24 protein-coding genes and 1 pseudogene are annotated in these 23,289 nt (G+C 70.6%); 9 read left to right on the plus strand and 16 right to left on the minus strand.

All coding sequences use genetic code 11. The features are described from left to right. The first annotated feature begins 54 nt into the window (after window positions 1-54). Complete coding sequence (locus O7621_RS16560; RefSeq protein WP_348775243.1) at window positions 55-1,155, plus strand: helix-turn-helix domain-containing protein; 1,101 nt, start codon at window positions 55-57, stop codon at window positions 1,153-1,155. Here O7621_RS16560 and O7621_RS16565 read toward each other — a convergent pair. Together O7621_RS16565 and O7621_RS16570 are read right to left on the minus strand one after the other, a co-directional pair. Further along, window positions 1,155-2,087 (minus strand): annotated as a pseudogene (locus O7621_RS16565) (acyltransferase); the annotation flags it as partial. The gene O7621_RS16560 and the pseudogene O7621_RS16565 sit on opposite strands and share 1 nt — an antisense overlap. A 176-nt stretch (window positions 2,088-2,263) precedes the next feature. Further along, complete coding sequence (locus tag O7621_RS16570) at window positions 2,264-6,265, minus strand: S8 family serine peptidase (protein ID WP_282230098.1); 4,002 nt, start codon at window positions 6,263-6,265, stop codon at window positions 2,264-2,266. Between the two features lie 201 nt (window positions 6,266-6,466). On the opposite strand from O7621_RS16570, the gene O7621_RS16575 reads away from it, so the two are divergent. Continuing rightward, the gene (locus O7621_RS16575; RefSeq protein WP_282230099.1) at window positions 6,467-6,982 is read left to right on the plus strand and encodes a winged helix-turn-helix domain-containing protein; all 516 of its coding nucleotides are present in this window, start codon (window positions 6,467-6,469) and stop codon (window positions 6,980-6,982) included. 13 nt (window positions 6,983-6,995) lie between these two features. On the opposite strand, the gene O7621_RS16580 is transcribed toward O7621_RS16575, so the two are convergent. Next, complete coding sequence (locus O7621_RS16580) at window positions 6,996-7,385, minus strand: MerR family DNA-binding transcriptional regulator (protein WP_282230100.1); 390 nt, start codon at window positions 7,383-7,385, stop codon at window positions 6,996-6,998. Between the two features lie 53 nt (window positions 7,386-7,438). Here O7621_RS16580 and O7621_RS16585 point away from each other — a divergent pair, with 53 nt between their 5' ends. Together O7621_RS16585 and O7621_RS16590 are read left to right on the plus strand one after the other, a co-directional pair. Next, window positions 7,439-8,035 (plus strand): NAD(P)H-dependent oxidoreductase, encoded by a 597-nt coding sequence (locus O7621_RS16585; RefSeq protein WP_282230101.1) that lies wholly within the window; start codon window positions 7,439-7,441, stop codon window positions 8,033-8,035. Beyond that, window positions 8,032-9,276, plus strand: coding sequence for an erythromycin esterase family protein (locus O7621_RS16590; RefSeq protein WP_282230102.1), 1,245 nt, complete (start codon window positions 8,032-8,034; stop codon window positions 9,274-9,276). The genes O7621_RS16585 and O7621_RS16590 overlap by 4 nt, the downstream gene beginning before the upstream one ends. A 5-nt stretch (window positions 9,277-9,281) precedes the next feature. Here the strand turns inward: O7621_RS16590 and cpt are convergent, their stop codons facing one another. After that, window positions 9,282-9,812, minus strand: a complete 531-nt coding sequence (gene cpt, locus O7621_RS16595; RefSeq protein ID WP_282230103.1) for a chloramphenicol phosphotransferase CPT — start codon at window positions 9,810-9,812, stop codon at window positions 9,282-9,284. A gap of 55 nt (window positions 9,813-9,867) precedes the next feature. Here cpt and O7621_RS16600 point away from each other — a divergent pair, with 55 nt between their 5' ends. After that, the gene (locus tag O7621_RS16600; protein WP_282230104.1) at window positions 9,868-10,380 is read left to right on the plus strand and encodes a GNAT family N-acetyltransferase; all 513 of its coding nucleotides are present in this window, start codon (window positions 9,868-9,870) and stop codon (window positions 10,378-10,380) included. A gap of 80 nt (window positions 10,381-10,460) precedes the next feature. Here O7621_RS16600 and O7621_RS16605 read toward each other — a convergent pair whose 3' ends face one another. The 3 genes from O7621_RS16605 to O7621_RS16615 form a co-directional block, all read right to left on the minus strand. Beyond that, window positions 10,461-11,003: a UTRA domain-containing protein gene (locus tag O7621_RS16605; RefSeq protein ID WP_282230105.1), complete on the minus strand. Its 543-nt coding sequence runs from the start codon at window positions 11,001-11,003 to the stop codon at window positions 10,461-10,463. Continuing rightward, a complete protein-coding gene (locus O7621_RS16610; protein ID WP_282230106.1) occupies window positions 11,000-11,290 on the minus strand; it encodes a hypothetical protein in 291 nt (96 codons plus the stop codon). Before O7621_RS16610 ends, O7621_RS16605 begins: the two co-directional genes overlap by 4 nt. A 399-nt stretch (window positions 11,291-11,689) precedes the next feature. Next, on the minus strand, window positions 11,690-12,412 hold the full coding sequence (locus O7621_RS16615) for an XRE family transcriptional regulator (protein WP_282230107.1): 723 nt from the start codon (window positions 12,410-12,412) through the stop codon (window positions 11,690-11,692). A 285-nt stretch (window positions 12,413-12,697) separates the two neighbouring features. Between O7621_RS16615 and O7621_RS16620 the strand changes: the two genes are divergently transcribed. Together O7621_RS16620 and O7621_RS16625 are read left to right on the plus strand one after the other, a co-directional pair. Then, a complete protein-coding gene (locus O7621_RS16620) occupies window positions 12,698-13,012 on the plus strand; it encodes a hypothetical protein (protein WP_282230108.1) in 315 nt (104 codons plus the stop codon). Continuing rightward, entirely contained in the window at window positions 13,012-13,296 is a 285-nt protein-coding gene (locus O7621_RS16625) for a hypothetical protein (RefSeq protein WP_282230109.1), read from the plus strand. Before O7621_RS16620 ends, O7621_RS16625 begins: the two co-directional genes overlap by 1 nt. A gap of 355 nt (window positions 13,297-13,651) precedes the next feature. Here O7621_RS16625 and O7621_RS16630 read toward each other — a convergent pair whose 3' ends face one another. Next, complete coding sequence (locus tag O7621_RS16630) at window positions 13,652-14,083, minus strand: hypothetical protein (RefSeq protein WP_282230110.1); 432 nt, start codon at window positions 14,081-14,083, stop codon at window positions 13,652-13,654. 161 nt (window positions 14,084-14,244) lie between these two features. Here O7621_RS16630 and O7621_RS16635 point away from each other — a divergent pair, with 161 nt between their 5' ends. Together O7621_RS16635 and O7621_RS16640 are read left to right on the plus strand one after the other, a co-directional pair. After that, window positions 14,245-14,472, plus strand: coding sequence for a type II toxin-antitoxin system RelE/ParE family toxin (locus O7621_RS16635; protein ID WP_282230111.1), 228 nt, complete (start codon window positions 14,245-14,247; stop codon window positions 14,470-14,472). Beyond that, entirely contained in the window at window positions 14,469-14,798 is a 330-nt protein-coding gene (locus O7621_RS16640; protein ID WP_282230112.1) for a helix-turn-helix transcriptional regulator, read from the plus strand. Before O7621_RS16635 ends, O7621_RS16640 begins: the two co-directional genes overlap by 4 nt. Before the next feature lie 144 nt (window positions 14,799-14,942). Here O7621_RS16640 and O7621_RS16645 read toward each other — a convergent pair whose 3' ends face one another. The 8 genes from O7621_RS16645 to O7621_RS16680 form a co-directional block, all read right to left on the minus strand. Next, complete coding sequence (locus O7621_RS16645) at window positions 14,943-16,082, minus strand: ABC transporter substrate-binding protein (RefSeq protein ID WP_282230113.1); 1,140 nt, start codon at window positions 16,080-16,082, stop codon at window positions 14,943-14,945. Between the two features lie 76 nt (window positions 16,083-16,158). Further along, window positions 16,159-16,923 carry an ABC transporter permease gene (locus tag O7621_RS16650; protein WP_282230114.1) on the minus strand — a complete coding sequence of 255 codons (765 nt, stop codon included), beginning with the start codon at window positions 16,921-16,923 and terminating at the stop codon, window positions 16,159-16,161. Continuing rightward, entirely contained in the window at window positions 16,920-17,720 is an 801-nt protein-coding gene (locus O7621_RS16655) for an ABC transporter ATP-binding protein (protein WP_282230115.1), read from the minus strand. Before O7621_RS16655 ends, O7621_RS16650 begins: the two co-directional genes overlap by 4 nt. Then, window positions 17,717-18,610, minus strand: coding sequence for an ABC transporter permease subunit (locus O7621_RS16660; protein WP_282230116.1), 894 nt, complete (start codon window positions 18,608-18,610; stop codon window positions 17,717-17,719). The genes O7621_RS16655 and O7621_RS16660 overlap by 4 nt, the downstream gene beginning before the upstream one ends. Then, a complete protein-coding gene (locus tag O7621_RS16665) occupies window positions 18,607-19,620 on the minus strand; it encodes a TIGR03842 family LLM class F420-dependent oxidoreductase (RefSeq protein ID WP_282230117.1) in 1,014 nt (337 codons plus the stop codon). The genes O7621_RS16660 and O7621_RS16665 overlap by 4 nt, the downstream gene beginning before the upstream one ends. Before the next feature lie 14 nt (window positions 19,621-19,634). Next, the gene (hydA, locus tag O7621_RS16670; protein WP_282230118.1) at window positions 19,635-21,041 is read right to left on the minus strand and encodes a dihydropyrimidinase; all 1,407 of its coding nucleotides are present in this window, start codon (window positions 21,039-21,041) and stop codon (window positions 19,635-19,637) included. Window positions 21,042-21,073: 32 nt separating this feature from the next. Beyond that, entirely contained in the window at window positions 21,074-21,916 is an 843-nt protein-coding gene (locus tag O7621_RS16675; protein WP_278168285.1) for a nitrilase-related carbon-nitrogen hydrolase, read from the minus strand. Window positions 21,917-22,202: 286 nt separating this feature from the next. Further along, on the minus strand, window positions 22,203-23,288 hold the full coding sequence (locus O7621_RS16680) for a lytic polysaccharide monooxygenase (RefSeq protein ID WP_282230119.1): 1,086 nt from the start codon (window positions 23,286-23,288) through the stop codon (window positions 22,203-22,205). Window position 23,289: the final 1 nt, after the last annotated feature.

A 23,289-nucleotide genomic window follows, 5' to 3' on the forward strand; every position in this document is an offset into this window, starting at 1 on the left:
CAGGAAGGACACAGGTCAACGGATTCTCGCCACAGTCGGCGTACCGTCGTCGACGTGCACCGGATCGCGATCCTCGCCCTCGACGGGGTCATCCCGTTCGACCTGTCCACCCCGATCGAGGTGTTCGGCCGGCTGCGGCTGCCCGACGGCCGGGCCGCGTACCAGGTGGTGGTCTGCGCGGCCACCGCCGAGGTGGACGCCGGCGCGTTCACCCTGCGACCCGCCGCCGACCTGACCGCGCTGGCCACCGCCGACACGGTGATTGTCCCCGGCTGCGCCGATTTGTCGGCCCCGGTGCCGCAGCCGGTGCAGGCCGCGCTGCGTGCCACCGCCGACGCCGGCACCCGGATCGCCTCGATCTGCTCCGGCGCGTTCGTCCTGGCCGCCGCCGGACTGCTCGACGGCCGACCGGCCACCACCCACTGGCGTGCCGCCGCCGACCTGGCCGTCCGCTACCCGGCCGTACGGGTCGACCCGGACGTGCTCTACGTCGACGACGGGCAGATCCTCACCTCCGCCGGGGCCGCCGCCGGCCTCGACCTGTGTCTGCATCTGGTCCGGCGCGACCACGGCTCAGCGGCGGCCGCCGACGCCGCCCGGCTGTCGGTGATGCCGTTGGAACGCAGCGGCGGGCAGGCCCAGTTCATCCCCGCCCAGTCACCACCGGGCCCGCCCGAGCCGGCGATCGAGCCGCTACTGAACTGGCTGCGTGAGCAGGCGGCCGAACCGTTGACGCTGGCCCGGATCGCCGACCGGGCCGGGATGAGCCCACGGACCCTGCACCGACGCTTCCGCGAACACACCGGAGTCGCGCCGCTGCGCTGGCTGCAGGAGGCCCGGATCCGGCAGGCCCAGCACCTGCTGGAAGCCACCGACGACGGGGTCGAACAGATCAGCCGTCGGGTCGGCTTCGGCTCACCGACGGCGTTCCGGGACAGCTTCAAACGGATCGTCGGCACCAGCCCGTACGCCTACCGGGGCGCATTCCGCCGGCCCGGCGACGAACGGAGTCAGCCGACTGGTGCGCGGCGTCAACTGGGTGGTAGCAGTGACGGGCGGCGGCGGGCGGCCAGGTCCTCGACCCAGCCGAAAGCCAGCACCACGCCGACCAGCAGCACGGTGCCGACGCCGAGGATGGCCGCCTTACCGGCGTAGAGACCGGTCAGAGTGAGGAGCCCGCTGGCGGCGTACAGCACCGGCAGATGCCAGACGTAGACGGTCACCGCGCGGGCGTTGATCATGCGGAACAGCCGGGCCAGCCACGGCACCTGCGCCAGCCAGTCCAACCGGGGCCGGGCCCGCATCAGCAACAGCACCGCTGCCCAGCCCCACACCAGCGCGCCGAGCCGGTCGTCCTCGCCCCGCTCGGCCAGCCACATCATCGCGACGAGCGCCAGCGCGCCGACGCCGAGCGCGTACCACCGCAGCGGGACCCGGTCCAGCAGTCCGGTGTGCCGGGCGTAGCCGATCAGCCAGCAGGTGCCGTAAGCGGCGGTGGACCAGAACACGTCGGTGACCGGGTTCATCTGCAGGTCGACCAGCGGGGAGGAGAGCAGTACGGCGAGTGCGGGCAGGGTCAGTAGTGTGCCGACCGGCCACCGGCGGAACGCCCACCACAACAGCGGGGAGAACAGCACCAGCCACAGGTAGGCGCGGATGTACCACAGCCCGAGGGAGAACGGCCCGCCCCACTCGCTGGACGGCGGGTTGCGCAGCGGCGCCACCCACCAGGTGACGTCCAGCAGGCTGGGCCGCCAACCAACCAGGACCATCAGCGGTACGGCGACCGCGGCGAGCGCCCACAGCGGTGGCAGCAGCCGGCGCAGCCGCGAGCCGACCACCCGCAGCGGCGTACCTCGGTCCAGCGACACGGCCGTGAGGTAGCCGGCCAGCGCGAACATCACCGGCATCGCCGGGAACGCCAGCGGCAGCCAGGTCAGCCACAGGGTGTGCAGCAGGTAGACCCGCACGATCGCCAACGCCCGCAGCGCATCGATGTACGGGCTGCGCTCGCGTGTCGGGCGCGGCGAGGCCGCCTGGGTAGGCGCCTCCTGCTCGCTGTTACGCAGGGGCGGGCTGACACGCATGGAGGCCGAAACTATCCGGGGTAGCTGGGTGTTCCCGCAACGTACGGTTGCGGTGCAGCAACGAGCTGGTTAATGGCCGGTGGCGTCTCGTGCCGTACCGACAACCGGCGGTGCGGGGCGGCGTCGATGGATCGCCGCCCCGCACCAGCTACCCCGGACAACTCACCGGGTACGACCTACCGCTGCCGCACCGTCAAGCCCACGGGCACCGTCAACACCGGGTACGGGGTCTGCGCCCGCAGCGCCAGCGTGGCGGTGTACCGGCCGGGCCCGTCGACCCCGGTCGCGGCGTCAGCGGTGAACCGCACCGTGACGGCCTTCGACGCACCCGGCGCCAGCGTGAAGCTGGCCGGGCGTACCCGCAGCCAGGGCACCTCGGCCGGCGGCGCGCAACCGTCCGCCGCGGACCATCGGGAGATCGACGGCAGGGCCGCCCACTGCGGCGACATGCCGCCGATCGCCAGCCCACCGCAGGCCCCGGCACCCCGGGACGCGGCCTGCCCGGTCGGGGCCAGCTCCTGCCAGACGTCGGCCACCGGGTCGTACCCGATGGTGTGATCGGTGATCTCCCCGCCGGAGAGCATGCCGCCGGCCAGCACCAGGCGGCCGGCGGCCACCGAGTACGCCATGCTGGTCACGTGCTCCGGCATGGCCGCGCGGGCCGACCAGCGGTCGGTGTCCGGGTCGTAGGCGAGGGTGTCGGCGTAGTCGCCGTCGTGGCTGTACCCGCCCGCGCAGTAGATCCGCAGGTTGATCGCCCCGCAGGCATGCCACGCCACCTCGTGCGGGTAGTCGGCGCGGGCCCGGAACGTGCCGGTCGTCGGGTCGAACGCCAGCACGTCGGCCGACGCCCGGCACAGGTCGTCGCGGCAGCCGCCGATCAGGTAGATCAGCCCTTCGACGACCACCGCCGCGGCCGCCGCCCGGGGCACCGGGTTGGTCACCCCAGCGAGGGTCTGCCACGCCCCGGTCGCCGGGTCGAACACGTCGACCGCCGACTGTGGCCGGAACTCGGTGTCCCAGCCGCCGAACACGTACACCTTGCCGTCGACCGCCGCCACCGCCGGTTTGCCCCGGTCCCGGGGCAGGTCCGGCAGCCGCTGCCAGCTGTCGGCAACCAGGTCGTAGGCCCACGCCTGCCGGGTGGTGCCCAGGTGGGTGCCGCCGCCGATCGAGTAGACCGTGCCGTCGAGCACCACGGCGGCGTTGTCGGACAGCCCGGCCGGGGCGTCGGCCAACCGCTGCCACGGCGGCTGCCCGGACAGCGGCGGCGTGGCCGCCAGCGCGGGCCGATCCAGCACCTGCACCGTCACCGGCGCGGTCCCGGTGTTACGGACGGTGAACTCGGCGCTGCCGCTGCCGCCGGCTGTCAGTTCCGCCGCGACCGGTGTGCCGGAGACCGCCAACTGCCCGCTGCGCAGGTCGAAGTCGACCCGCCGGGCACCGCCGGCGATCACCGACGCGGTCCGCTTCCGCTGCTGGTACGGGGCGGCCTCGGCGACGAACGACCGCTGCTGCCCGGCCCCGCCGGCGAAGAACCAGTAGAACCCGTCCGGCACCGATTCATCGGCCGGGGTGGCCACCGACGTCCCGTACTCGTCCGGGCGCTGCGGGTCGGCGACCCGCGCCCCGACCACCGGCGTCCCGGTGTTCGCATCGCTGGTGAACCCGGCGATCAGCCCGCCGTCGACCGGCGTGCAGGTGCGGTCGACGATCGCCACGTCGTCGACCTGCCACCACCAGCTGTACCCGCCCCGGTAGCGGAACCGGACCTGCACCTGGTCGGCACCGGCCACCGGTGCCAGCGGGATCTCCACCAGACGCGGCCCGCGTACGCTCTCGGTCACCTGGGAGACGTTGACCCATTCGGTGCCGTTGGTGGAGACGTCGACCGCGGCGACGTCGCCGTTGCCGGCGATCCACGCGTCGGTGCGGAACCGCAGCACCGGTGCCGCGATCTGCGAGATGTCGATCATCGGCGTGTGCAGCAGGGTGTCCTGGCTGCGGCCGACGCCGTGGCCGTCGCTGTCGACGATGGCGAACCCGCCGGCACCACCGGTCAGGTTGCCCCGCTGGTGGAGGTCGGTGAAGGTCCAGCCGCCGCCGTCGGTGCGGTCCACGACCGTCCAGCCGGCCGGCTCGGTGGCGAAGTCGGTGGCGAAGACCGTGGCGCCGGTGTCGGCCGTGTAGCCGGGGGCGGTGCAGGCGATGTGCGCCGCCACCACCAGGTTCGCCCTCCGGGCCTGGCCGCCGACCGCCACCTCGGTGGTCACCGTCCGGTAGCCGGGGTACAGCGCGGTCACCGTCAACTGGTACGTGCCGTGCCGGGGCACCTGGACGGCGTACCGGCCGCTGGTCGGGTCGGTGAAGACCGGGTGGCCCGGCCGGCCGGCGATCTCGATCCGCGCGTACAGCGGCCAGCCCTGCCCGGAGCCGTCGGTGACCCGACCGGAGAGGGTGACCAGCGGCACCGCGTCGAGGGCGACATCCAGGACCACCGGTACGGTGCCGACGGTCACCGTCAGCGTCCGGGTGGCCCAGCCGAACCCGGAGACGGTCACGGTATGGGTGCCGGCCGCCAGGTACGTCGCGTACCCGCCGGTCGGTCCGGTCTGCACACTGCGCCCGGCGACCGTCACGGTCGCCCCGGCGACCGGGGAGCCGTCCGCCGCGTCGGTCACCGTGCCGGTCAGCCGGCCGGTCTGCGCGCGCGGTGACTGCGCCACCACCTGGTACGCGTCCAGCCGACCCTCGCCGGCCAGGTTGTTGTCCGCCACGGTGCCACCGCATTCGGTAGCGTCGACGTCGATCGCGGTACGGTCCAGCGACGCGACCGTCGCGTCGTAGTCGTTGCGCAGCGCCGGCGCGGCCGACCACAGCAACGCGATCGTGCCGGCGACGTGCGGCGCCGCCATCGACGTGCCGTCGGCGGTGCCGTACTGGCTGCCCGGCAGCGCCGAAACGGTGCCGACGCCGGGAGCGGCGATGTCCGGCGTGATGTGGCCATCCACCCCGGACGCGCCCCGGCTGGAGAAGCCGGCGATCGTGTCGTCGACGTCGTGCGCGCCGACGGTGTAGACGCTCGGATAGTCGCCGGGGGAGCTGGCGGTGTTGCACGCCGGACCCTCGTTGCCGGCGGAGAAGACCGGGAAGATCCCGGCCGCCCGCCACGCGGTGATCACCTGCTCGTACCAGGGGTCGGCCTGGCCGCCGCCCCACGAGTTGTTCACGATGTCCGGCCGCAGGTCGGGGCGCGGGTTCTCGCCGTTGCGGTCGGTCGGCGCCAGCACCCACTGGCCGGCGGCCAGCAGCGCCGGGTCGGAGCAGTTGCGGGACTCGCAGCCCTTCGCCGCGATCCACCGTGCCCCCGGCGCCACCCCGATCCGGGCGCCGGCGCCGTCGTCACCGACCATCGTGCCCACGGTGTGGCTGCCGTGCCCCTGGTTGTCGCAGGGCGTCGCGTCCGGGCACACCCCGGACGGGTCGAACCAGTTGTAGTCGTGGTCGAATGCGCCGTCACCGAGGTTCCCCCGGTAGCTGGCGGCCAGCGCCGGATGGTCGAACTGGACTCCGGTGTCGATGCTGGCGATCACCACGGTCTCGCCGCGTACGCCGAACTCCGACCAGACCCGGGGCGCACCGATCTGCTCCACCCCCCACGGGGTCTGCGGATCGTCGGCGGCGGCCGGCTGCGTGACCGGCTCGATCAGCTCATGGCTGCGCACCGGCTCCACCCGCGCCACCTCCGGCCGGGCGGCGATCGCGTCGACCAGCGCCCGGTCCCCGGTGACCTGCACCGCGTTGGCGATCCAGAAGCTGGTGTGCGGCACCTTGCGCCGGGTCAGGTCGGCGGTCAGCCCCTGTTGGCTGCGCTCGGCAACCTCGGTCAACTGCTCGTACGCGACAGTGGAGCGCCGGGTCCGGTCGCTGATCCGGGCTGCGGCGTCCAGGGTGGCAGTCTCCCGCAGGTAGACCATGAAGCTGGTGGTGCCGTCGGCGGCCAGGTCGGCCAGCAGTTCGGCACTGACCGCCGCCGGGGCGTCGCCGTTGCCGCCGATCGGGGCCGCCGACGCGGCAGGGGCGGCTGCCGTGGTGACGGCGAGCACGATCGCCAGCATCGCGGTGGCGTACCGAGTACCCGCTGGTGGCGGGCCGGTCCGTCCAGGTGGATGGATCATCGTTCTCCTCACAGTGGTGACAGGCGGATCTCGCCTGCCGGCCATGCTCGGTGCGCCGATGACCAGGTGAAAGCACCAAGATGGGCAATCGTCGGGCAATACCGGGACAGCGCCCGCCGCTGGGAGGGCTCCCACGGGGACGTTGACGTGGGCCGGTCCACCCGGTTGGCTGACCTGCGGGGACACACTGGGGGAGACGCGGTGACGGGTGGCGAGGTGCCGTTGGTGGTGTGCGTGTCGACGGACCCGGCGGTACGCGAGCGGCTGGTGTCCCGCGTCGACGACCTCGGTGCGGTGCTGGTCGTCAACACTCTGACCGAGCTGCGGACCATGCTGCTGTCAGCGGCTGATGCGTCTCCAGCGGCCGACGGGTTGCCGGCGGCGGCCGGTCCGTCTGCTGTCGGTCCGTCGCGGACCGGGCTGACCCGTCTCGGTGACCTGCTGCTCGACCCGGTCTCCACCGAGGTCACCTGGCGCGGCGAGGCACTGGCGCTCACCCCGTTGGAGCGGGAGACGCTGCTACGGCTGGCCGGTCCACCGCTGCGGCTGTGGACGTACCGGCAGCTGTTCGAGGCGGTCTGGGGCGGGGCCTATCTGGGCGACCGGGCCGCGCTGCATGCCACGGTGAAGCGACTGCGGCGCAAGCTCGCAGCGCTGCCGAACGGGCCACGGGTTCGCACCGTCCGAGGCGTCGGCTACCACCTGGTGCCCGGGTAACCGGCTCGTGGATTCAGCGCGCGCGTCCGCCCGCCGGTAGCTTGCAGAGCGGTTCGCCGGAGGCGATGTCGTCGAGCGCGTCGTGCAGTTCGGCGATGCGTCGCTCCGCCTCGGCGACGAGCGCCCGCGTGAGCTGCTGCCAGTCGGCGTCGGTCGGGCTGGCCGGCAGGGCGGCGAACAGGGCGACGATCTCCTGCACGCTGAGCCCGACCCGTTGGGCCACCCGGCAGATCCGCACCAGGCAAGGGGCGAACTCGTCGTAACGGCGCTGGTTGCCGCTGGTGCGGACCGAGGTGAGCAGTCCCTGGCGTTCGTAGAACCGGATGGCCGAGGTGGCGACTCCGCTGGCAGCCGCGACCTCACCCACGGTCAGCGTCGCAGGGGAAGTGATGGCGTTGGACATGGGACGCATCGTCGCTTGACTTCAACCAATGTTCAAGTTTTAGCGTCGATGGCATGGAAACGGACAACGTCACCGTGCCGAGCGGACCGCTGCGGGTCGGCGTGATCGCCGGCAGCACCCGCCCCACCCGGCGGTCGCCCGCCATCGCCCAATGGGTGGCATCGGACCGCAGCCAGCCGGAGCTCCGCCTGGAGGTGGTCGACCTGGCCGGCTTCGACCTGCCAATGCTGGGCGAGCCGCTCGCCGCCGTCTTCGGCAGCTACGAACACGAGACCACCCGCCGCTGGGCCGCCGCGATCGCCAGCTACCACGCGTACGTCATGGTTGTCCCCGAGTACAACGCCTCCTTCCCCGGCGTGCTGAAGAACGCCCTCGACCACCTGTACGCCGAGTGGGCCGACAAGCCGGTGGCCTTCGTCGGCTACGGGATGTCCGGCGGCGGCCGCGCCGTGGCGCAGCTGCGCCAGGTAACCGAGGAGCTGCGAATGCGGCCAGTGGGAACGTCGCTGCACCTCTCCCCGCAGCAGGTCGCTGACGGCCGGTACGCGGCCAGGGCTGGCGATGTCGAGTCCCGCGCCCGGATGCTGGCCGAGTTGGCCGGGGCACTCAGCGTCGGGCGCACCCCCGCCGCCGAGGGGAGCCTCCGATGAGCGTCGGGGCACTGGCGGCGGTCGTCGACTGGCTGTCCGCACAGGTCCGACCAATGCGGCCGTACGGCGACACCCCGTGGCGGGACGTCGTGACCGACATCGCCGACGGCCTGCTGCCGCACCGGGCAGACCACGAGGCGGCCGATACGCCGACGGTCATCGGACTCGCGCCGACGACCCGCGAAAGCGTCGAGGTCAGCGAGCTGCAGGTCGACCTGCTCCAGGCGTTGGTGACCCGGGGCGTGCGTACCGTCGTCCTGCAGGACACCACCGAGATCGGCGAGCGGCTCGATCACTGGGCCAGGGCCAGAGACCGGTCGACGAACGGCCCCGAGGCGATCCTCGCCGACGCCTGGGGGCCGTGGCGCACCGAGTCGCTGCGCCGCGCACTGATCTGGTTGCGTGCCCACAACGCCACCCACCCGGCAGACCAGGTGGAGATCCGCGGCATCACCCGTCCCACGGCGGAGCTCGCCGACTACGACCGGGTCCTCGCTCTGACGGCGGGCACCCGCGACCACGAGCGGATATCGGCGCTGCTGGCGACGATCCGGGTCGCGCACGACGGCGGCGAACACGTCGAACGCGCCCATGGCAGGTGGACCGGCGAGCCCTTCGTCGACCTGGCCCGGCAGGCCCGTACCGCGACGGCGGCCGTGCTCGACCCCGGCTCCGACGCCGCGACCCGTGCACTCGCGGCGCTGGACCGCATCGTGCGATTCCATGCCGCCCCACTCAGCCGAGGCCGCAGCGGCGACGACGAAGAGACGGCCGCCGCAGACCAGCTCGTCGAACACCTGCGGGCCACCGGACGGCGAGCCGTCGTCTGGGACGGGATCGGTCACCTGGCCGCCCGGGGGACCAGCTTCGGCTCCCGACTCCGCGAGCGCCTCGGGACGGGTTACCGCTGCGTGCTGACCACCTTCGGCTCCGGCCGCATCCGGGACATCCACCTGCCGACACCCCGCTACGGCAGCCTGGACCAGACCCTCGACCACGTCGCGGCCAGGCTGGGCGCGGGGTACGCGGTCAACCTGACCGTAGCGCCGAAACCCGACGCGGTCGGGCGATGGCTGGCCGGCCGGCACGCCGTACGGGTCATCTCCGGCATGTACCGCCCCGACGAGGACGAGCGGCACTACTTCGCGCTCGACGACCTCGGTCGATCCGTTGACGTCCTCCTGCACCTGCCGCAGATCAGCCAGGTCAGGTACGTCGAACCTCCAGAGCCGAAGGGCTGAGCCGGTCAGCCATCCGGCGTGGCGATCACCCGCGCGGCGATCATCTGGGCACAGTCCAGCGACTCCAGGTGGCTGGTGTCCACCTCGATGTCGTACTCGACTCCCTGATGGACGATCTCGGCCTGTGCTGAAGCCATCCCGATGACCCGGTCACCACGGGCGATCTCCCGCGCCGCCGCGATGTCCGCAGCGCACCGCACCCCGACCCACAGCACGGACAGACCGTCCAGATACTGACGGGCCTGCTCCTGGGAGGCACCGCCGCCGAGGAAGACCTCGTCGATGATGATGTGCGCCCCGGCTTTCGCCATCGCCGCGACGCCCACCCGCCAGGCGTGCTGCAGCTCGTCGAAGCCGTCGCCGAGGATGACCTCGCCCTGTGCGCCGAACGTCACCATGGTCGGCGGCAGCCGATCGATCAGGTCGTCGATGCCGAAGCTGATCCACGGGTCAGGCAACAGGTGTTTGAGACATCGGACGATCCCGGACTTGCCGGCGCTGGACCCGCCGTTGAGCACGATGACCTGCGTCGCCATGATTGCGTACGGTGTGCGAGCCTGAAGGCGGTGCTCGACAAGTAGGGGAGTCAGCGTGCTACTGCGCGACGTACGGCCAGACGACGTCGACGCGTACGTCCGGATGCGCTGTGACCCGGTGATGATGGCCGACCTCGGCGGGCCGCTGCCGGTCGACGGCATCGCGGCCAAGGTCAAGCGGGATGTCCAGTCGGCGGCCGCCGACACCCAGTGGATCAAGATGATCGTGCCGGACGCGGCCGACCCGGCCATGGTCGCCGGTTCGGTGGCTCTGTGGACCCATGACCTCGACGACGGGCCGGTGTCCGAGATCGGGTGGATGGTGCTGCCCGAGTTCCAGGGCCGAGGGCTGGCCAGGTGGGCGGCGCGTGCGCTGCTGCGCCGGGCTGCCGCAGACGGCCGTTGGGGCACCGTGCACGCCTATCCGGCGGTGACCAACGCCGCGTCGAACGGCGTCTGCCGTAGCCTCGGTTTTACCCTGCTCGGCGAGACCAGCGTGCCGTTCGCCGACCGTGTCATCCGGTCGCACCACTGGGTGATCGACCCCCGCGCCGACCTGGTCGACTGACTGTTGGACGCGCCGGACCGCCCTCGATCATGGTGCTGACTCTTGCTGCCCTGCAACGGCAGGGTTGTCGGGTTCGTCGGTCATGCGGTGGGGACCTGCATCTGGTAGGTGTGGCCGGTGGAGCGGCTGGTCACCGTGCGCATGACGGCGTACTCGACGGGTTGGCCGGTGGCGGCGCGGCTGATGCGGGTGAGGACCAGGACCGGTTCGTCGGCGGCGATGTCGAGTAGTTCCTGTTCGTGATCGGTCGGCCGTCGTGCGGTGACGTGTTCGCTGACCTGGTGGGGTGTGAGTCCGAGGCCGGCGAGGACCTGTACCGCGCCGCCTTTGATCTTGCGGTTGTCGGCGAGTGGGGTGCCGGCGGCGATGGGTTCCGGGTAGTAGGAGTCGGCGAGTTCGACGGGCCGGTCGTCTTCGAGGATGAGTCGGCGGCGGACGACGGCTCGTTCGCCGGCGGCGAGTCCGAGTGCGCGTCTGACCTGTGTGTCCGCGTTGACGGTCTCGACGCCGAGTAGCTGTTGGGTGCCGACCCGTCCCCGGCCGGCGGCCTCGACGGACCACGCGTCGTGCTGCTGCGCGACGAGGTACGGGTCTGAGCTGCTGGTCCAGCCTGGTTCTGTCATGGTTGCCTCCCGGTCGCTTCCTCCGATTCTGGTGCTGATTGACGCTGAGACGGATAGGCGGCTGTCTCGACGAACTGTGCGACCGTGAGCAGGTTTCGTGTCCGGAAGTAGGCAACAGGGTCGTCATGCCACTGGTGTGTCGCAACGCGTTGTTGAAGCGCATCGATGGCGCTGATGAGCCGCTGGTGTTCGGCAGGTGTGAGTGTTCCTTCTGCTGCGAGGCAGGCGGTGACGGCGGAGTCGACTTCTGCGGCGATCGGATCTTGCCAGGCCAGCAGTGTGGGCATGTGCCTGCGTTTCCAGAACGTCAAGGCGTGTAGGGCTGCTTGCTGTGGTGCGCCGTACCAGTGTCGGGAGCCGTGGTTCGGATTCGGATCTTTTGGCTTCGGGCTCCGCTGCCCCTTCATCTTGGCAGCGCGACGCTGGGTGGCGTACTCGCGGAGCTCGGCATGCCAGCCCGCTCGGCTGGCGCTGAGTAGGTCAAGGGCGCGGAGCAGAGCCGCTTCGTCCTGCTCGTATGGCCCGGCCGCGAGTCGGAGGAAGCCCAGGGTCGCGTGGAAGCCGATCGGTCGGTACAGCTGTACGCAGGATCGGAGCGCTGAGACGCGGCGTCGATGGGGTAGTGCTGGATCGCGTACGTGCCGGGCGTAGGCGCTGAAGCTCATGTGGCTCGCTCACCCCTGCCGTCAGGCGGTCGTCGCCGGTGAGGTCGCGGCTTCCCAGAGGTGTTCGACGTGGTTGGCGTACTGGTCGAAGAGGCCGCCTGGGCTGCGGCGGCGGATGTGCAGAGTGGGGGAGGCGTGTCCGAGTTGGTCGGCGAGGTGGGTGCTGACGAGGGCTTCGTCGTCGAAGATCCAGACGGACAGGCTGATGTGGCGGTCGGTGTGGCGTACCTGTGGGGTGGGTTCGATCTTGGCCAGTTCGGCGGTGGTGATGTCGATGCGGGTGGAGATCGACAGGGCGGCGTCCTCGACGCGTTCGCGGTCTCGGGTGACGGGTGAGTCCTTGCGGCCGAGGAGGAAGCGCAGGTCGAGCCCGGATACGGCCTTGTTGCGCAGGGTGGGTGTGATGCCGGGGACCTCGGTCCAGAGGAAGTAGGAGGTGTAGCCGGCGCACCAGATGCGGGACGTGGCGCGGTGGACGAGATCGTTCCACAGTTCCCGGGGGACGGCTGAGCGTGTCGGCCATGCGGCGCGGATCTCCCGGTCGTATCCGCGTTTGACCAAGCCAGACCAGATCACGTCTTCATCTTCTCTCAACACTTGGGCGACCTGCGACCGGTGGCGGGGGTGAGGGACGCGACCGCCGATCCACCGGGCGACGGTCTTGGGGTCGACGCCGACCTTGCCGGCCAGGGTCGCCGGTGTCATGCCGGTCCGGCTCATCGCCACGTGCAGCGCTGTGTTCATGGTTGATCACTCCTGGGACGTTTATGAACGTCCCTAGTTACCTGACGCAGAGGTCCCGGCATCCCCTCCACACAGGAAGAGTCCACAACAGATCCTTCAACAGTCCTCCCCACGAAGGAGAAGCTCTTGACCAGGAACCAGAGCCCTCGCAGTAGGTATGGCGGGTTGCCGTACGTCGTTCGCAATGAAGGTCCGACGCTGAACCGGCCGCCGTTGCCGCGCCGGACGCCGGGGCAGACGGACATTGGGAGTCATCCGCGTTTCCGGCTGCTGGCCGCGCGTGGGGTGGCGTCTGCGCCGGATGCCGAGCGGCCGGCTGTTGACGCCGAGCAGGCGGTGCTGGATGAGGTGGCGGCGGCGATGCGGAACCGGCCAGGCGCGGACGTGTTGGACCGTGCTCGGGAAACGGTGGCCGAGCACATGCCGAGTCGGTTGGCTGAGTGCCGGGTGTGTGATGTGGCGGCGTTCTGCCCGCCGTTCACGAGCGCGTTGGCCGTGCTGGACCGGTGGGATCAGGTCAAGGCGCGTCGGGTGCGGGCGGTGTTGCAGTACGCCGGGTTGTGGCCGGACGGGTACGTAGAGGACGGGCGGGACGACTGATGGCCGACGGTGATCTTCTGCGGGTCGGTGACACGCTGCATCTTGGCAAGGCCGACTGGGTGTTCGGCGATCGGTCGATGACGGTCCGGGTCTCGGACATCCGGTACGGCCTGGACGACGCCGAATCACCAGTGGTCGGCATCCTCGCGACGATCATGTTGGCGGGTCGGGACGGGCGGATGGTTGCGATCGGCGTCTACAAGTCGGCGTTGACCCGCCCCGGTGTGCTGCAACGCCACCGGCCGCCCAACGGTGCCAACCCCTGCCCGGCCGCGCATCCGTAAAGAGACCCGTCCGCCGTTTCTGCGAGCCGGAGTCGGGCCGGTGGCGGCAACCACCAGCCCGACCCCATTCCAAACCCCAGTGGAAAGTAGCTGACCGTGGACTATTGTGCCCTGACCAGTGCCGTATTGCTTGGCTACCTCGCCGGGCTGTTCTCGTTCAAGGTGAAGAGTCGCTGGTGCCCCCGCTGCGGCGAACTGACCACCACTCAACTGCCCCACTGAACCGGTGCTGGCCAGAGCTTGGCTAGCAAGATCAGTTGATGAATAACCAGGACGGGGCCGGCGTGTCGCCTGGTTTCTCGTCAACTGATCATGGGGCGTTGGCGGGCAAGCGATCGGCGCTCGGTCGTCGTGCTCAGAGGCCGGCGAATGCGCCGAGGCCGGCCAGTGCGCCGGCGAGTCCGGTGAGGGCCTGCGTCCAACGTATCGCCGGTGACACGGCGTACCGGGCGCCCCAGATGGCGATCACCACAAGGGCGGTGCCGGTGAGGAGCAAGCTCCATTCCGGGGGCGGTGTCGGACCGGTGTCCGGGCTCAGGTCGTGGAAGCGGCCGGCTGCGACGGTCACCGCCATCACCAGCACCGCGGTGTTGAAGGTGGCGTCCGCCGCGCCCATCCGATTGGTGAGGCTGTCGAAGACCGTGACCAGCCCGATCGCCATGGCAGCGATCGGGGTCACGACCCGAGCCTGGCCGGCCAGCCAGGGCACTACCACTGCGATGCCGCAGCACAACCCGAACGTCGCCATCGCGGCCGCCCGGGCGGCCGGACTCGGCGGACGTGTCACAATAAGCTTGGCTTATAATCACGTCGTGTGGGAGGTGTCGTTACATCCCGAAGTTGAGCATGGTTCATCGAACTCTGCCGGACCGACCCGGTCACCGCCGACCGGGTGGCGGAAGCCGTGGACCTGTTGGCCGAGCACGGTCCGGCTCTGGGAGACCGCTTGTGGATCGCCTCAAAGGCAGCCTGTTCCACAACATGAAGGAGCTTCGACCGGGATCGACTGGCGGTTCGGAGATCCGGATGATCTTCGCTTTCGATCCGTTTCGGGAGGCGGTGTTTCTCGTCGCGGGCGATAAATCTGGCCGGTGGCAGGACTGGTACGAGACGGCGATCCCGCTGGCCGATGCGAGGTTCGACGAGCACCTGAGGCTACTCAAGGAGGACGAGTGAGTCCGACGAACTGGCGAGACGTCAAAGCCAAGGCGCGGGCGGCCGACCCTGAGTGGGACAGCCCTGACCGCGTTGCCCAACGCGCCGCGATGCGTCAGCAGATGCTGGCTTCCGTGAGCGGTGCCCAGCTCGCCGAGATCCGAAAGCAGCTGGGCCTCACCCAGGTGCAGCTGGCCGAGGCTGCGGGTCTGTCGCAAGCGCGCATCAGCCAGATCGAGAACGGTGAGGCCACGAACCTCGAGTCACTGAGAGCCTACGTCACGGGCCTTGGCGGGCACCTCGACATAGTTGCGCGAATCGGGAACGTCCGCTTGGACGTCGCGTAGTCCAGAAACCCGGGTGGCACCACCACCCTGCCTCGACGGAGGACGCCTACGGGATCGACGGCCGGGCCGATGGCGGTCGCCACCGGCCCGTTCACCGTACTGATGGGCGCCTACGTTCTCGTCAACTCCGCAGGTCGTGGGCGCTCAGGCGCCGCCGGGGTTGAGGGTCACGGTCAGCGGGGTGAAGTCGGCCCCGGTGACGTCGACGCCGTCGGCCTTCGCCGCTTCGAGCGCCTGTTCGATGTAGTCGTTGGTGTAGGCCAACCCCTCCGGCTCGGCGGTCAGCACCGTCTGGCCGTCCTGGTTCTTCGTGGCCAGCGACAACTCGACCGTACGGGCCCAGTCCGCCTCGTCGATCAGCCCGATCCCGCCGGTCGACGGCCAGATCAGCTTGTTGACCTCGTTGACCTGCCACAACTGGTGGCTGGCGCCCAGCGTCGACCCGGCCGCGACGGAGAGATCCCGGCACTCCTCCGGGTTGTCCCGGCAGAACGCCCAGCCCTTGATGGTGCCGGTGAGAAACTTGACCGTCTGCTCCTGGTACGCCGGCTCGTCGAGCTTGGTGGTGTCGGCCCAGATGGCATCCTGCAGCATCGCGGTCCCGACCTCGTTCCAGTCGAGCACGGTGAAGTCGTCCGGCGTGTACAGCTCACCGGTGTCCGGGTTCTCCGCCTCCAGCAACTGCGCGTACTCGTTGTAGCTCATCGCCTGGGCGGCGTCGATGTCGCCGCGCAGCAGCGCCTGCATGTCGAACTGCTGCTGCACCAGGGTCACATCCGACCCCGGGTCCAGCCCGGCCTGGGTCATCGCGGCGAACAGTTCGAACTCGTTGCCGAAGCCCCAGTTGCCGACCTTCTTGCCGCGCAGATCCGCCGGCACGCTGATGCCGGAGTCGGCGAACGCCACCTGGTAGGTGCCGGAGCGGGCGAAGATCTGCCCCACGTCGGTGATCTCAGCACCCTGTTCCCGCGACGCGAGCGCCTTCGGCACCCAGGCGATCGCGTAGTCGGCCTGCCCCTGAGCGAGCACCGTCTGCGGGACGATGTCCACCCCGCCTTCGAGCAGCTCGACGTCGAGCCCTTCCTCCGCATAGAAGCCCTTTTCGACGGCCGCGATGTAGCCGGCGAACTGGGCCTGGAAGAACCACTGCAACTGCACCTTCACCGTGGTGGTGCCGTCGGTGGCACCACCACCGGCATCCAATTCCTCGTCCGCCGTACCGCAGGCGCTGATCAGCAGCGCGGCACCCGTCAACGCCGCCGCGGCGGCCAACAGTCTTCTCATCTTCGTGTTCCTCCTGGTCGCGATGATGGAGCGGGGGACTGCGGCGCGCGGACGGGAGCGCCAGGGGAGGCAGAGGTCACGGGGTCTGGCCGGTGCGCCATGGCATCGCGAGGCGTTCCAGCAGCAGGGTCGCCAGGTAGAAGACCAGGCCGAGCAGGCAGGCGCCGACCACGAAGGCCCAGGCCCGGGGGTACGCGGTGAGTGACGCCGCCGAGGTGATCCGCGCCCCCAGCCCGTCCTGCAGCCCGCCGAAGTACTCGGCGACCACGGCCGCGATCACCGCCAGCGACGACGCCTGCCGCAGCCCGGTGAAGACGAACGGCAGCGCGCCGGGCAGCCGGACCACCCGGGCGAACGTCCATCCGCTGGCGGCGTAGCTGTCCATCAGCTCCCGGTGGATCGGCTGCACCTGGCGCAGCCCGCGCAGCGTGTTGACGAAGACCGGGAAGAACGCGACCAGGCCGACGACGATCCGCCGGGGCACGCTGCTGGCCGCGTCGAACATGTTGTTCAGCACCGGGGCGAGCGCGATGATCGGCAGCGCGTTGACCAGCGCCGCCAGCGGCACCGACACCTCGCTGAGCAGCCGCAGCCGGCTCACCGCCAACGCCACCAGCACCCCGAGCGTCGCCCCGGCGAGCAGGCCGATCAGAGCGTTGGTGCCGCTGGCCAACCCGGCGGTCAGCACCACCGTACGGTTGACCCAGAACTGTTCGGCGATCGCCGACGGCGACGGCAGCACGTACGAGGCGACCCGGCCCAGCCGTACCGTCGCCTCCCACAGCGCCAGCCCGGCGAGCCCGACGGCGACCGGCGGCCCGGCCGCCCGCAACACCGTCACGACACCGCCGCATCCGCAGCCGGCGCGCCGGTGCCGCGCAGCGCCCGGCGGACCTCGGTGACGGCGGCGAAGAACTCCGCCGACTGCCGGGTTTGCTCGGTGCGCTCGCCGAGGGCGACGTCGACGATGGCGGTGATCCGACCCGGCCGGGCCGACATCACCACCACCCGGTCGGACAGGTACACCGCCTCAGAGATCGAATGGGTGACGAAGACGGTGCTGGTCGCGGTGCGGGCGCAGATGCCGAGCAGTTCGTCCTGCAGGCGTTCGCGGGTCATCTCGTCGAGGGCACCGAACGGTTCGTCCATCAACAGCAACGGCGGGTGTACGGCGAGCGCCCGCGCGATCGCCACCCGCTGCTGCATGCCGCCGGACAGCTGGGCCGGGTAGTGGCCGGCGAAGTCGGCCAGCCCGACCAGGGCCAGCATCTCGTCGACCCGGTTCCGCCGCTGTACCCGCCGCACCCCGCGCAGCTCCAACGGCAGCTCCACGTTGCGCCGCACGGTCCGCCAGTCGAAGAGCCCGGCCTGCTGGAAGGCGATGCCGTACTCCTGGTCCAGTCTGGCCTGCCGGGCGGGTTTGCCGTTGACGGTGACCGTGCCGGCGGTCGGCGTGATCAGGTCGGCGATCAGCCGCAGCAGGGTGCTCTTGCCGCAGCCGGACGGCCCGATCAGCGACACGAACTCGCCCCGGCCGATGGTCAGCTCCACCCCGGTCAACGCGGTGACCGCGTCGGCTCGGCCGGCGTTGAAGACCTTGTCGACCCCGGTGATCTCGACAGCGGATTCCTTGCTCATCCGGTCACCGCCACCCGTCGCTGATGCCGGGTCAGCCCGACCTCCAGCAGGGTCACCGTGGCGGCCACGACCAGGCCGAGCGCGGCGGCACCGAGGATCGCCGCGTACACCTTCGCCGGGGCGCTGGTCGCCTGCCGCGAATATTCCAGGATCAGCCGGCCGATGCCGCCCCGGGTGCCGGTGGAGATCTCCCCGACGACCGCGCCGACCACGGCCGCCGCCCCGGCCAGCCGCAACGCCGGGAACAGGTACGGCAGCGCCGCCGGGGCCCGCAGCTTCCACAGGGTGCGCCACCAGCCGGCCGCGTAGCTGCGCATCAGCTCCACCCCGGCGGCCGGCGGCGACTGCAGGCCGCGCAGCATGCCGACGGCGACCGGGAAGAACGCCAGGTACGCGGCGATCACCGCGACCGACATCCACGGCTGCCACGGGTAGGTGCCGATCGACAGCCGCCCGCCCCAGCCGGCGATCACCGGGGCGAGGGCGACCAGCGGTACGGTCTGCGACAGCACCACGTACGGCAGCAGTCCCCGCTCGACGATCCGCAGCCGCTGCATCGCCACCGCCAGGATCAGCCCGACCAGGGTGCCGGCGGCGAACCCGACGCCGGTCACCCCGAGGGTGAACAGGCAGGCGTCGACGACGACCCGCCACACCGGCTGCCCGGCGGCGATGTCGACGTCGCCGAGGCCGGCGACCACGTCGGCCAGGTGCGGCATGGCGGCGTCGTCGGCGCGCGGCAGCAGCGGTACGCCGAACAGGTCCGTACCGTCGGGGTCGCCGACCAGTTTGTAGCCCTCCCAGACTGCGGCGGCCAGGGCGAGCGCGCCCAGCGCGGCCCCGGCGACGCCGGCCCGGCGGGCCCAGCCGCTGGTCGGACCGCTGGTCAAGACGCGACCACCCGGCGGTACGCGGGGATGATCTGCTCGCCGTACGCGGCCAGGGTCTCCTGCTTGGCGTCGTGTTGCAGGTAGACGGCGAACTGGTTGACGCCGAGCTCCCGCAGCTCGGCGAGCCGCCGCAGGTGCTCGTCGGCCGGGCCGAGCAGGCAGAACCGGTCGACGATCTCGTCGGGTACGAAGTCGGTGTGGGTGTTGCCGGCCCGGCCGTGTTCGGCGTAGTCGTAGCCCTGCCGGCCGGCGATGTAGTCGGTGAGCACCTTCGGCACCGCGCTGCCGTCGCCGCCGTAGCGGGCGACGATGTCGGCGATGTGGTTGCCGACCATGCCGCCGAACCAGCGGGTCTGCTCCCGCTGGTGGGCCAGGTCGTCGCCGACGTAGGCGGGGGCGGCGACGCAGAAGGTGACCGCGTCCGGGTCGCGGCCGGCGCGTTGCGCGGCGGCCCGGACCGCGCCGATCATCCAGGCGGCGATGTCCGGGTCGGCGAGCTGCAGGATGTAGCCGTCGCCGACCTCGCCGGCCAGGGCGAGCGCCTTCGGCCCGTACGCGGCGACCCACACCTCCAGCACACCGTCGTCGACCCACGGCAGGGTGATGTCCCGGTCGCGGTAGCGTACGGTCCGCCCGGCGGCCAGGTCACGGATGACGGTGACGCATTCGCGCAGTTCGCCGAGCGTGGTGGGGCGGGCACCGAGGACCCGGACCGCCGAGTCGCCCCGGCCGATGCCGCAGACCGTACGGTTGCCGTACATCTCGTTGAGGGTGGCGAACGTCGACGCGGTGACGGTCCAGTCCCGGGTGCTGGGGTTGGTCACCATCGGCCCGACCGTCACCGACGAGGTGGCGGCGAGGATCTGGCTGTAGATGACGAACGGCTCCTGCCACAGCACGTGTGAGTCGAACGTCCACACATGGCTGAAGCCGGCCTGCTCGGCCTGCTGGGCCAGCGACACCAGCTCCCGGCCGGGCGGGTCACACTGGAACACGACGCCGAAGTCCATCTGGCGTACCCCCTTCAGATCAGGTAGTCCGACAGGCCGCGGCGCAGGTAGCGGCCGTGGCCGGCCCGGCCGTGGTAGGCGCCGTCGCCGCTGACCAGGACGGTGCCGCGCGACAGCACGGTGTCGACCTTGCCGGTGATCTCGAACCCTTCGTACGCCGAGTGGTCCATGTTCATGTGGTGGGTGGCCGCCGAGATGGTGGTCCGCCCGGCCGGGTCGTAGACGACGATGTCGGCGTCGGATCCGGGGGCGATGACGCCCTTGCGCGGGTAGAGACCGAACATCCGGGCCGGGGTGGTGGCGATCGTCTCCACCCAGCGGGCCAGGGACAGCTTGCCGTCGACGACGCCCTGGTAGACCAGGTCGACCCGGTGTTCGACGCCGCCGATCCCGTTAGGGATCTTGGAGAAGTCGCCGAGGCCGAGCTCCTTCTGGTCCTTGAAGCAGAACGGGCAGTGGTCGGTGGAGACCACCGCCAGGTCGTTGGTGCGCAGGCCACGCCACAGGTCGGCGCGGTGGGGTTCGTGCTTGCTGCGCAGCGGCGTGGAGCAGACCCACTTGGCGCCTTCGAAGCCGGGCGCGCCGAGCTGGTCCTCCAGGGTCAGGTAGAGGTACTGCGGGCAGGTCTCGGCGAAGACGTTGCGGCCGGCGTCGCGGGCGGACGCGACGGCGGCGAGGGCTTCGCTGGCGGACAGGTGCACGATGTAGAGCGGGCAGTCGGCGGCGACCCCGGCCAGCGCGATGGCCCGGCTGGTCGCCTCGGCTTCCAACGCGGCCGGGCGGGTCAGCCCGTGGTGGATCGGGTCGGTCTCACCCCGGGCCAGGGCCTGCCCGATCAGCACGTCGATCGCGATGCCGTTCTCCGCGTGCATCATGATCATGGCGCCGTTGTCGCGGGCCTTCTGCATCGCGCGCAGGATCTGCCCGTCGTCGCTGTAGAACACCCCCGGGTACGCCATGAACAGCTTGAAGCTGGTGATCCCCTCGGTGGCGACCAGGGAGTCCATCGCCTTGAGTGACTCGTCGTCCACCCCGCCGATGATCATGTGGAAGCCGTAGTCGATGTGGCAGTTGCCCTGCGCCTTGGCGTGCCAGGCGGCCAGTCCGTCGCCGACCACCTCACCGGCGCGCTGCACCGCGAAGTCGATGATCGTGGTGGTGCCGCCGAAGGCGGCGGCCTTCGTACCGGTGTCGAAGGTGTCACTGGCGAACGTGCCGCCGAACGGCAGTTCCATGTGCGTGTGCACATCGACGCCGCCGGGGATGACGTACTTGCCACCGGCGTCGAGGACGTCGACGCCGTCGGCCGGCCCGGTGCCGGGGGCGAAGATCGCGGCGATCGTCTCGCCGTCGACGAGCACGTCGGCGGCGTACGGACCGGTGGGTCCGACGACGGTGCCGCCGGTGATCAGCAGTGCCATCTGAGTGGTTCCTTCCGCCGGATCAGGGCCGGTCAGGGCTGGACCAGGTCGCCGTAGGCGTCCGGGCGGCGGTCGCGGTAGAAGGCCCACCGGTTGCGGACCGTCTCGATCAGGTCGAGGTCGAGGTCGCGGACGATCAGCTCCGGCTGGTACGGGTCCCCGGTGTCGCCGACGAACTTGCCTTCCGGGTCGACGAAGTAGGAGGTGCCGTAGAAGTCGTTGTCGCCGTAGTCGGCCTCGACGCCGACCCGGTTGATCGCGGCGATGAAGTACTCGTTGGCCACGGCCGCCGCCGGCTGCTCCAGCTTCCACAGGTACGACGACAGGCTGCGGCTGGTCGCAGACGGGTTGAACACGATCTGCGCGCCGGCCAGGCCCAGCGCCCGCCAGCCTTCCGGGAAGTGCCGGTCGTAGCAGATGTAGACGCCGATGCGCCCGACGGCGGTGTCGAAGACCGGGTAGCCGAGGTTGCCGGGGCGGAAGTAGAACTTCTCCCAGAAGCCCTTGACGTTGGGGATGTGGGTCTTGCGGAACTTGCCCAGGTAGCTGCCGTCAGCATCGATCACAGCGGCGGTGTTGTAGAGGAGCCCGGCCTGCTCGCGTTCGTACATCGGCAGCACCATCACCATGTTGTGCTCGGCGGCGAGGGCGGCGAACCGTTCGGTGGTCGGCCCGGGGATCGACTCGGCGTAGGCGTAGTACTCGCTCTCCTGCACCTGGCAGAAGTACGGCCCGTAGAACAACTCCTGGAAGCAGATCACCTTCGCGCCCTGGGCGGCGGCCTGCCGGACGTACTCCTCGTGCGCTTTGATCATGGATTCCTTGTCGCCTGTCCAGGTGGTCTGGACGATGGCGGCGCGGACGACTCCTGGCATGGCTGATCCTCCCTGCGCTACCGGCTTCCGGCGCGGTCGGGTCCACTCCGGAGCACATGGCTGGTCCGGATGACCGGCGGTGACCTGGTGCTTCCCGGCCTCGGGAAGCTACGACTGTATCGACGCCGACGGTCGCAGACAATCATGCCCGTGTTACCTACTGTTTCCAACGTGTAATGTGGTCAACCTCCCTCGACCGATGTCGATCTTGCCGGGAATGCGGCGACGGCGGTGTGGTGTCGCGGATCCGCGACACCACACCGCCGTCGCCAGTTTGACCGTCAGGTCAGGAGGCCGCGCAGGTCACCGACGGGGTGCCGCCGGCGGTCGAGCCGATGAAGCCGAAGTTGGTGCTGGCTCCGGCGGCGAGGCTGCCGTTGTAGCTGACGTTGCGGGCGGTCACCGTCGAGCCGCTGGCCGAGACGGTGGCGTTCCACGCCTGCTGCACGGTCTGCCCACTGGGGTAGTTCAGCGTCACCGTCCAGCCACTGATCGCCGACGAGCCGGCGGTCACCCGTACGTCGCCCTGGAAGCCACCGGACCAGGTCGAGGCGACGCTGTAGGTGGCGGTGCAGCCGGCCGAACTGGGCGGCGGCGTGGTCGGCGGTGGGCTCGTCGGCGGGGCGGTGGTCGTCGGCGGCGTGGTCGGAGGTGCGGTGGTCGGCGGCGGGTTGGTGCCGCCGAAGTTCACGTCGCTGCAGAAGTAGTAGGACTGGTCCATATGGCTGGCCTGCCAGATGGTGTAAACCATGTGCCGGCCGGTGCGCCCCGGCGCGGTCGCCGGGATGTCGATCTGCACCCCGCTGGGCACGCTCTGCCACTGCGACGCCGGCGTGTTGCCAATCTGGGCGACGAGCTCCAGATTGCCCCAGCCCAGTGCCTGGGTGATCGGGTTGAAGCCCTGCCGGGTCACGTACACCCGGATGTAGTCGGCACCGTGGCTGGCTTGATCGAACAGCCGGACGCTGAACGAGTTGCTGATTGACTTGGCCCGCCAGTTGCCGACGGCGTCCATGGCGTTGTAGCGGCCGCCCTCGGTGCGTCCACCGCTGCAGAGCTGGCCGTTCGGGATGGCGCCCTGGTGGTTGCCGCCGACGCCTTCGCGGTAGAGGCCGTTCCAGTTCCACATGGCGGCAGCGTTGGCCTGCCATGCCTGATAGCACATGGGATCCTCGGTGGCCATCTCCGGTGCCATGTGGTTCCCGCCCCAGCGGTCGAGACATCCGTAGTTGCGGGAGGCCGGATCGAGCACTGATCCATGGGCCGAGGCGACATTGGCCAGTGCGGTGGTCAGCAGCAGCCCGGCGGCGACGGCGACGACCAGGGCGTACAGCCCCAGCGGTCGGCGACCGGCGGTGGTGGATAGGGACATG

Origin of the sequence: Solwaraspora sp. WMMD937 (genome assembly GCF_029581175.1) — a bacterium.
In the GTDB taxonomy this organism is placed as follows: Bacteria; Actinomycetota; Actinomycetes; order Mycobacteriales; family Micromonosporaceae; genus Micromonospora_E.